This is a genomic window from Psychrobacter sp. JCM 18901, from assembly GCF_000586435.1.
Classification (GTDB): domain Bacteria; phylum Pseudomonadota; class Gammaproteobacteria; order Pseudomonadales; family Moraxellaceae; genus Psychrobacter.
The window spans coordinates 1-9,576 of the sequence record NZ_BAWH01000034.1; the positions used below are offsets into that span (position 1 = coordinate 1).

The following is a 9,576-nucleotide window of genomic DNA, read 5'->3' on the forward strand; positions in this document are numbered from 1 at the left end:
GACTACTGTTATCAGGTGTTGTGTTACAGCCTGCTAAAGCAGCTATACACGACATCACAAATGCAAGGGCGAGTATTTTCTTTGATTTCATCTTAAAACCTTTCGTATTAAAAAAATAATTGATTATTTTAACATCCAAAATAGTTGAGTTTATTGGTGTCGGAAAAACTATATATTACATCCATATCTTCGAGTAGATTTTAGCTAGTACACAATAGACCAAAGCAAATCCAATGAAAAAACATAACAGATTAACACTCCACCCCAGTGAATGATATGTTCAAGCTAGTAAAATACGGCAAATATTCAAATATTATCCAATCAAGAATCCAAATAATCACGCACGGGGCGTTTATTAAATTGGCTAGCGTCTTTAATTTAGTTGACACAGAGTTTTGAACGCCCTCTTCTCTTATTATATTTAAAGGAAAAATTATGCGTTCTTTGCTTCTAACGACAATGTGCTTAACGGGCAGCTTAGCTCTAGTGGCTTGTAGTAACCATCGTGCCGACACCACGGATCTGAGTAAGCAGCTACAATAGAAGCGCCGGTAGCGTCAGGGGCATTTACTGCTTTTGGAAACAAAGGGAAAATTTGGCGAATAGTGATTGAAGGAAATGAGCTAAGTATAGAGGCAAATTTCTTAAAGCCAACGACAGCAACAGTTACCGTGGTGGGTTCTGGTTCTGTCAATACTGAAGGTGTCGAATACGCGAGTACTGTCAATGGACAGCCTATTGTTGTGAATATAAAAAATAACCTTTGTATCGATGACAATGGCTATCAAAATGAATTTACTGCAATATTAACTTACGCAGGCAAAGCATATCAGGGTTGTGCTGTTGCCGGTGCAATAGAAATTGCGCCCACATAGCAGATAAGCCCAAGCGGTAGCCAATGTATACCCCAAGGGAACCAGATATTTCACCCTTCAAACCCATTAACAGACCATCTAAAACAGACTGCTATAATGGAACCACTTATAACAGACTATTTATGGACTCGGGCACTGTGCGCTTGAAGTTATTACCTTGCCATCACCCAATCGATAAGCCAATAGATAATTACCCCACACGCAGCCACCGTCAAGTGCGCGCGCATGTGGCAAATCAATCTCGCCTTTTAGCGCAGCCCAATGCCCAAATAGTATCTTACGAGTGCGCGGTACTTGCCACTCAAACCAAGGCAAAAAATCGGTTGGCATAGCCTCATCTAAACCTGCTGAAAAGCCAAACTCGAGCGACCCATCTTGCTTACACAAGCGCATACGCGTAAAGTAATTAGCAATCGCCCGCATCTTGGTAAATCCTTCGATACCTGCATGCCATTCATCCGCTTCTTTGCTATATAGATTCGGCAGCAATTGATCGAGCTGCTCCAATCTACTTTGCAGCTGAGCTTCTAATTGCTGTGCATATCCTGCGGCGACTTCAATACTCCAATGTGGTGGAATACCCGCATGCACCAACACCGTGTACTCATCAGGATAGGCTAATATCGGCTGCCTGCGTAACCATTCGAGCAACTCATCACAGTCATCCGCAGCAAAGATAGGTGCCGTTTTGTCTTTATTTTTAAGCTTGGCGGCCCCGCGCCAGACTGCTATCAAATTAAGATCATGATTGCCCAATACCGTTGCCGCAGCGCCTTGCTCACACAACACTTTGACATGACGCAGCGTGTTCAATGAGTCCTCGCCGCGTGCTACCAAATCACCAGCAAACCATAACTTGTCTTGGGCAGGATCGAAATCCAGTGTCTTTAGCAATTGTAGATATGCAGCATAGCAACCCTGTAAGTCACCGATAACATACTGATGGCGAAAACTCATAACACCTCAACGATTTAAATACGATAGTTAAAGACAGCTCGATAAGAAATAAATACTTAAGTACTAGTCATAAAAATAAAGCATAAAAAACCGCCATTATAATTGACGGTTAGTAGCATGCTTTTATGTATCAAAAATACATTATACGTCTAGCTGTTGTGAATGATTGCTTAGGTTCACAAAGTCTGTAACACTTAATGTCTCAGGTCGTGCCTGCGGATCGATACCACAAGCCGAAAAATCGTCTTCACTCAATGTCGGCAGCAACGTTGATTTTTTGAAGATAGCACGTAGCGTCTTGCGACGATGGTTAAAAGTCTCACGCACGACAATAGCAAAGTGCTCTTCATCATTTGCGACGACTGGTTTGTTGATATGCGGCGTCAGACGGAATACAGCACTAGTCACCTTGGGTGGTGGATTGAATGCACCGCGAGGAACGGTCAGCAAATAATCTGTATCACAGTGGTACTGCATGATGACCGATAAGCGGCCATAAGTCTTGCTGCCCACATCAGCTGTGATACGCTCAACCACTTCTTTTTGCAACATAAAATGCATGTCTTGAATCACATCGGCATAGCTAAGCAAATGAAACAAGATAGGCGTTGAGATGTTATACGGTAGGTTGCCCACTACGCGCAGCTTACCGCGCTCTTCACTATATAGCTCACGGTAGTCCACATGCATCGCATTGTCTTTGATAATCTCAAAGTTTGGGTGGCTATTGGCACCGATACGAATACGCAAGCTATCTGCCAAATCGCGATCCAGCTCCACCACGGTCATTGCATCCACTTCTGCCAATAACGGCTCGGTCAATGCGCCCATACCAGGCCCAATCTCGATCAAATTGTCATCGCGCTCTAGACGAATACTTTCGACGATTTCGCGAATGACGCTAGTATCATGCAAGAAATTTTGGCCAAAGCGCTTACGCGGCTGATGTTTGGCAGCACGTAAGCTGTTAGAAATAGTTTGAGCATCAAATGAAGTTTTGGACATAAAAGAGTCTTAATGTATAAAAGATAAATGGGCGATGATAATGTAATGGCAGCGATATACTGACTTTATAATGACAAATTATACCACAGCTCATAATTAGGCTGTGTTTTTGAATAATTATTATCGATAGACGAGCCATGCTTTCGAGTAACCGGCCCGGTAACTTTTTACCTCTACATTCATATAATATAAACTCTGACTATGCTAAATAGTAGCGTCAAATCAAGTGCTAGCAGACAGAAACAGGTCCAAAGATGGCGACATCATAACGATTGCGGCGTAAAACTAAATCGATAATTAAACGATTTTTAACGCTTCTTGGGTTTAATAAAGCCCCACTGCATAACGCAATTGGTTATGTTTCACCTTTTGAGTTTGAAAAGCGCTATTATGATAATTTAACCCTGTCAGGCATTGCTGTCTGACTCCAGTAAAGTAAGCCAGTCTCTGATATGGTCGAGGCAGTTTAGCCCTACGCGATCGTCAGCCCGCCAGATAAATACCCTTAGGGAACTCATATATGATCCTGAAACTTAACGTCACCCTCCATTATCGACTCTCAGAGCCAATGGATCTTTTGCTTCAGATTGAAGCTGCCGATCTTGCGGATCAACGGGTACGGTCAGCCGAGATTTGGACATCAGACGTTGCGCATTTTTCACGGGTTACCGCCGATGATGGCATAGGAGAGCGGATTTGGATTCATGCCGAAGGGGATTTTAGCTGCACTTATCTCGCAGAAATCGCCGTTGACCGTCCTGCCTTAGACATATCGGCACTGTCCCAAACGCCCTTGCATCTTTTGCCCGGAGAGACGATCAGGCATTTAATGCCGTCTCACTATTGCCCGTCAGAACAGTTCCATGCCTTCGTGGACGCCGAGTTTGGCGATCTCACTGGCGGCGCACGGATTGCCGCAATGCGCGACTGGATCGAGTCGGCATTTAGCTATGTACCCGGATCGAGCCATGCACAAACCACCGCGCTCGACAGCTTTGCTCAACGTCAGGGCGTATGCCGCGACTTTGCGCATGTTCTCGTAACACTAGCGCGCGCGTCGTCGATACCAGCCAGGTTTGTGAGCGTTTATGCGCCCGATGTGACACCACAAGACTTTCATGCCGTGGCCGAGGTCTATCTTGAAGGGAGCTGGCACCTCATTGATCCGACTGGCATGGCAGGTGCCGACACAATGGCCCGCATCGGTGTTGGGTCCGATGCGTCCAACGTCGCGTTCTTAACCTCGTTCGGATCCATGGAGCTCATCAACCAATCGGTATCCGTAACCAGACAAGCTTAGGGTCCTGATCCTAGGCTTTCGAGCCTGTGTTTAAGACAGATGCTGCCTGTCATACACGATAAAAACTTTACTAAATCGTCTTAAGCGGCTGCCTTTTTAGGTAGGCATTACTGATAATAAAATTATTAAGTACTATGTGAAAAATATCTATAAGCACTGACTTATACAGCAGGTACATCGATAAGTGACTTATCCGCCATCTCATTAGCCATATTTAGTGCTTGATATAAACTGGTCGCACTCGCACCGCCGCTTCCTGCCAAGTCTAACGCCGTACCATGATCGACAGAAGTGCGAATATAAGGCAAGCCTAAGGTTAGATTGACCGTATCGCCAAAACCGTGCGATTTTAATACTGGCAATCCTTGGTCGTGATACATGGCAATGACCGCATCACAGTTTGCTAAATGTCTGGTGGTAAATAACGTATCGGCAGGCATCGCCTCTGATATATTGACACCTGCATCGATGAATTCTTGCAACACGGGATTGATAATCTCAATCTCCTCACTTCCCAAGTGCCCGCCCTCGCCTGCATGTGGATTGAGGCCGCAAACCAAGATACGAGGCTGTATGAGACCAAACTTCTCTCTCATGTCATCGATGACGATTTGTACCGTTTGGCGTACATTGTCGGCAGTAATCGCAGCAGGTATGTCTTTTAATGGCAAATGGGTAGTGACAAGCGCGACTTTCATCGCTTGATTGGCTAGCATCATGACGACTTTCTCACAGCCACTTTGCTGCATAAAAAAACTCAGTGTGACCGCTAAACATAGTGCCATCTAACAGCTTGATACCAGCATCTATCAACGCTGATTTTTGCAATGGCCCAGTGACGATGGCAGCGACTGTATTATTTATTGCCAGTTTATGAGCAATATCTAACTGCTGAGCCACCATCGCTGAGTTAGCGATATTGATTTGCCCGCAGACAACTGGTGCCGCACAAGGAATATTCAGTAGGATAAAAGCGCTATCAGTATCTATATCTTGCTTTGATATCTGCTCTACTAAGTTAACATCGAAATTATCAGTATTTATATCTGTATTGATAGTATGCCAACTAGGTATGCTTTTAAGCACGCCAGCCGCGACCAACTTCTCTGCGCGAGTTTGCATGGCTTTAGCATCAGCAGTCACCCAAATTGGCCGAGCAAAATCTTGCAACTTACCCTCTGCTGCTAGTCCTAGTACTACGTCCATGCCAATACCTGCAGGCTCACCTGTCGTGATTAATAGCGGGCGCTTTTCTTCTGTCATAACAATAGCCTTTTTTTATTTAAATTACTGATTTTATTATATTTATAATTATTGTTTTAAATTTTTATACTTAGATATTGTATGGTATTTCTTAGCTCATGAAAAACAATCACTTCAGATTTAGTTCTTTATCAAGTCTAAAAAACCACATTATGTGTTAAACTTTCGCATCTGATTGTAGCATTTACAGACAAACCTGAGACCGCGTTTTGGTACTTCTATCGTAGAGGCGCGCTACGTTTGTATTGCTCTATCATCGACATCTTTTTTCATACCCATTTTAACTCATTAGGCACTCATGGCAGAAAACGACAAAACCGACGACTTACTCAATCAGACACCGCCACACAATATCGATATTGAAAAGGCATTGCTCGCGTCTTTGATGAGTATCGAAGAGGCGTACGACAAGATTGCCGACATTGTCACCAAAGATGACTTTTATGCTGGGCGACATCAATATATTTTTGATGCCATTGCCCATTTGGCGGCAGTGAATGAGCCTTATGATACGGTCATGGTACACGATTGGTTAGAAGCGCAGAAATTACTCAAAGGTGCAGGTGGTGACAGTTATTTGGCGGATATTTTGAGCCAAAGTCCTGCGACTTTGTTTAACCTGACTGCCTACGCCCAACGTGTGCGTGAGCTATCAACCCTACGCCAGTTAATTACCACTGGTAATGACATGCTGACGCTTGCCTATAATCCAAAAGACCAAAGCGTTAGCGACATTCTAGACAATGTCGAAGGCAAAATATTTAGTATCAATGAGCAGCATAACAAACGCGCGGAACAGCGCGGACCTGTTGGTATTACCTCTGTCTTGACCAATGTTATCGATAAGATTCAAGAACTCAAATCCAACCCCGACGGCATGATTGGTTTGCAGACACCATTTGCTGAATTGAATAACAAAACCCAAGGCCTACAAGCCGGTGATTTGATTATTGTCGCTGCGCGTCCTTCGATGGGTAAAACTACTTTTGCGATGAACTTAGCAGAAGGGATTTTGTTTAATGAAGATTTGCCAGTAGTCGTATTTTCGATGGAGATGCCTGCTGAATCTATCGTCATGCGTCTGCTATCCTCATGGGGCGCGATTAATCAGACGCATCTACGCTCTGGGCAAATGAATGAAGATGAATGGGCAAAAATGATGAACGCCATTCAACATTTGCAATCAAAGCATTTATATATTGATGACAGTACTGCCCTACCGCCGTCTGAGATGCGTTCCCGCTGCCGCCGTATCGCCAAAAACCATGATGGTCGCTTGGGTGCTATCGTAGTCGATTATCTTCAGCTGATGAAAGTACCAAGTCTAGATGGTAACCGTGTTGGCGAGATTTCCGAGATTTCTCGTAGTCTAAAGGCGCTCGCACGTGAGCTTGAATGTCCAGTGATTGCGTTATCACAGCTTAACCGTAGTCTAGAAAACCGTCCAAATAAACGCCCTATCATGTCGGATCTACGTGAGTCTGGTGCGATTGAGCAGGATGCCGATTTGATTATGTTCATCTATCGTGATGAGGTTTATAATGAAAACTCAGACCACAAAGGCGTGGCGGAAATCATTATTGGTAAACAGCGTAACGGCCCTATCGGTACTATTCGTTTAGGCTTTGAAGGTCAATTTACCCGCTTTATTAATCTAACGCCAGAGTACTATCAAGGCGTGAGTTTTGAGAATGATGAGTAATTAACCTTATAAAACTTAACCCTAACAAAGACTGAGCCTTATATAAACTCAGTTTCAATTATAGGTTAATGAATAATTTTACATAACCAGTTTTAATACAATAGCCAGTACCGCATCAACTCAATCGATGCAGTACTGGCTTTATAACTTCATAATTCTACTCATACAGAAGGCGATTATGCGCACTATCACCATAAAACCAAAAGCTCTTACCCATAACCTAAATCAAGTAAAAAAGCGTGCACCCCAGTCTAAGGTATTGGCTATGGTCAAATCCAATGCTTACGGGCATGGCGTGGCGGCAGTCTTGCCAGCCTGCAGCAAGCAGATGGTATCGGTGTCGCTACTTTGACTGAAGCGCTAGAAGCCAGACAGCTAGGTTGGGAGAAAACCATCGGTCTAGTAGAAGGTGCGTTTACCGCTGATGAGTGGCAGCAAGCGACTGATCATGAGATTAGCTGCGTGATTCACCACGGACCACAGCTAGAGTGGGCACTACAAAACATCCCGCCAGCTGGCAGTGCAACTAGAGTAGCTTGGCTCAAATACAATACAGGTATGAACCGTTTGGGTTTCAATGCTGAGGGTGTGCTATCAGCAGCAAAACGCCTACATGAAGCGGGTTATCAGCTGATCCTAGCCACGCATTTTGCCAATGCTGACGACCACGATCACCCATTAAATGCGATGCAGATTGAGCGTTTCTCAAGCGTACTGGCGACTTTGAAAGAAACCATTAGCCAGATATCCAAGGCTCATTATGCAACTCTGCTGGTATCGTCAACTTTCCAGAACATCATTATGATTGGGTACGTCCAGGCATTATCTTGTACGGTAGCTCACCTGTCGTCGATAAAAGTGCACAAGAACTAGACTTGCAGCCCGCGATGGAATTCAGTGCTCAAATCATTGCTCTACAAACCGTTAGCGCAAATGATGCGATCGGCTATGGTAGCCGCTGGCGTGCGCAGCAAGACACCAGAACCGCATTGGTCAGCGTTGGATATGGTGATGGCTACCCACGTGTGGTCACTGATGATGCGTATGTCACTGTCATGGATACTAGCGACAGCCAAAACTACCGCTGCCCGGTGATTGGGCGCGTGGCGATGGATATGATTGTCATTGATATCAGTAATGCACCTGAGAGTCTTGCTATAGATAGCAAGGTCATGCTATGGGGCGATGCGCCGCGTATCGATGAAGTTGCAAATCATGCTGGGACGATTAGCTATGAGCTATTATGTCGCCTAAGTATACGTCCAAACCGTATACAGGCATAATCATTAGCGGCACAGTCATTAGCGTACAAGGTATCGTGGCTTGCTAAGGAGATTTCGGTCTATTTGGCAAGCCATTTGATCTTGATAAAAATGAACGTTTACATTGAAAGTAAATACGCTATACTAAAAGTTTGTTGTCAACCCAGTATACGCACTGACGCGATGCTATTGAAGACTGATGACGTTTCACTGACTGCGATCGACTGCTAGGATTACTATGAGTTTGCGCCATTTTTTAACCTTATCTGATTTAACCAAACAAGAACTAGAAAACTTAATCAAACGCGCAAGCGAACTGCGTAAGATGCAACACGCAGGCGAGATATACCAGCCTTTTGTTGGTCGTACGCTTGGTATGATATTTGAAAAATCTTCAACGCGTACCCGTATCTCATTTGAGACGGGCATGGGTCAATTTGGTGGTAACGCCATATTTTTATCACCAAACGATACACAGCTCGGTCGCGGCGAGCCACTAGAAGACTCAGCACGCGTGATTTCTAGCATGGTTGATATCATCATGATTCGTACCTTTGGGCATGAAAAAGTTGAAACCTTTGCTGAATACTCTAGTGTGCCGATTATCAATGCGTTGACCGATGACTATCATCCATGCCAGTTGCTTGCTGATATGCAAACCTATTACGAGCATCGCGGTAGTATAGAAAATAAGATCGTCACGTGGGTCGGTGATGGCAACAATATGTGCTCATCATTTATGCAAGCTGCCAATCAGTTTGGTTTTGAATTACGTGTGGCAGCACCTTATGGGTTTGAGCCTGATCCGAAACTTATGGAACGCTTCTCACACTGTGTCAGTCTGGTAGAAAACGTACAAGATGCGGCAAAAGATTCTAACTTAATTGTCACTGATGTGTGGGCAAGTATGGGTCAGGAGTCAGAGCAAAACACGCGTGCACGTCGCTTTGCGCCTTATCAAGTGACGCCGTCTCTATTAGACAAGGCTGATCCTGAAGTAGTGTTTATGCACTGCTTGCCAGCCCATCGCGGCGAAGAAATCTCTCATGACATGCTTAATGACCCGCGTTCTGTCGTTTGGGATGAAGCTGAAAACCGCTTACATGCACAGAAAGCATTGATGGAATTTTTACTTAAAGACAAAATCAAGTTGCCTACATAACTTAGGCTATTCTATAAAAAGACAATGAAATAAATAGTAAGATAACTTGC

6 protein-coding genes and 2 pseudogenes are annotated in these 9,576 nt (G+C 44.3%); 5 read left to right on the forward strand and 3 right to left on the reverse strand.

The features are described 5' to 3' along the window. Positions 1–605: 605 nt before the first annotated feature. The gene (locus TT11_RS16180) at positions 606–875 is read left to right on the forward strand and encodes a hypothetical protein (protein ID WP_261871153.1); all 270 of its coding nucleotides are present in this window, start codon (positions 606–608) and stop codon (positions 873–875) included. A gap of 120 nt (positions 876–995) precedes the next feature. On the opposite strand, the gene TT11_RS16185 is transcribed toward TT11_RS16180, so the two are convergent. Together TT11_RS16185 and rsmA are read right to left on the reverse strand one after the other, a co-directional pair. Further along, entirely contained in the window at positions 996–1,832 is an 837-nt protein-coding gene (locus TT11_RS16185) for a symmetrical bis(5'-nucleosyl)-tetraphosphatase (protein WP_261871154.1), read from the reverse strand. Between the two features lie 141 nt (positions 1,833–1,973). Beyond that, positions 1,974–2,837, reverse strand: coding sequence for a 16S rRNA (adenine(1518)-N(6)/adenine(1519)-N(6))-dimethyltransferase RsmA (rsmA, locus tag TT11_RS16190; RefSeq protein ID WP_261871155.1), 864 nt, complete (start codon positions 2,835–2,837; stop codon positions 1,974–1,976). A gap of 520 nt (positions 2,838–3,357) precedes the next feature. Between rsmA and TT11_RS16195 the strand changes: the two genes are divergently transcribed. Then, positions 3,358–4,137: a transglutaminase family protein gene (locus TT11_RS16195; protein ID WP_179798963.1), complete on the forward strand. Its 780-nt coding sequence runs from the start codon at positions 3,358–3,360 to the stop codon at positions 4,135–4,137. A gap of 161 nt (positions 4,138–4,298) precedes the next feature. Here TT11_RS16195 and pdxA read toward each other — a convergent pair. Continuing rightward, positions 4,299–5,400 (reverse strand): annotated as a pseudogene (pdxA, locus tag TT11_RS16200) (4-hydroxythreonine-4-phosphate dehydrogenase PdxA). Positions 5,401–5,698: 298 nt separating this feature from the next. Between pdxA and dnaB the strand changes: the two are divergent. The 3 genes and pseudogenes from dnaB to argF all read left to right on the forward strand — a co-directional run bounded on the left by dnaB (position 5,699) and on the right by argF (position 9,526). Beyond that, complete coding sequence (gene dnaB / locus TT11_RS16205) at positions 5,699–7,102, forward strand: replicative DNA helicase (protein ID WP_057760393.1); 1,404 nt, start codon at positions 5,699–5,701, stop codon at positions 7,100–7,102. Positions 7,103–7,280: 178 nt separating this feature from the next. Next, positions 7,281–8,385, forward strand: a pseudogene (alr, locus tag TT11_RS16210) (alanine racemase). A gap of 217 nt (positions 8,386–8,602) precedes the next feature. Next, complete coding sequence (gene argF / locus TT11_RS16215; RefSeq protein ID WP_261871156.1) at positions 8,603–9,526, forward strand: ornithine carbamoyltransferase; 924 nt, start codon at positions 8,603–8,605, stop codon at positions 9,524–9,526. Positions 9,527–9,576: the final 50 nt, after the last annotated feature.

What these genes read in the sequence shown, in the direction of transcription:
- dnaB (WP_057760393.1), top strand. Translation starts at nt 5,699, where the DNA reads ATGGCAGAAAACGACAAAACCGACGACTTACTCAATCAGACACCGCCA.
- TT11_RS16195 (WP_179798963.1), top strand. Translation starts at nt 3,358, where the DNA reads ATGATCCTGAAACTTAACGTCACCCTCCATTATCGACTCTCAGAGCCA.
- TT11_RS16185 (WP_261871154.1), bottom strand. Translation starts at nt 1,832, where the DNA reads ATGAGTTTTCGCCATCAGTATGTTATCGGTGACTTACAGGGTTGCTAT.
- argF (WP_261871156.1), top strand. Translation starts at nt 8,603, where the DNA reads ATGAGTTTGCGCCATTTTTTAACCTTATCTGATTTAACCAAACAAGAA.
- rsmA (WP_261871155.1), bottom strand. Translation starts at nt 2,837, where the DNA reads ATGTCCAAAACTTCATTTGATGCTCAAACTATTTCTAACAGCTTACGT.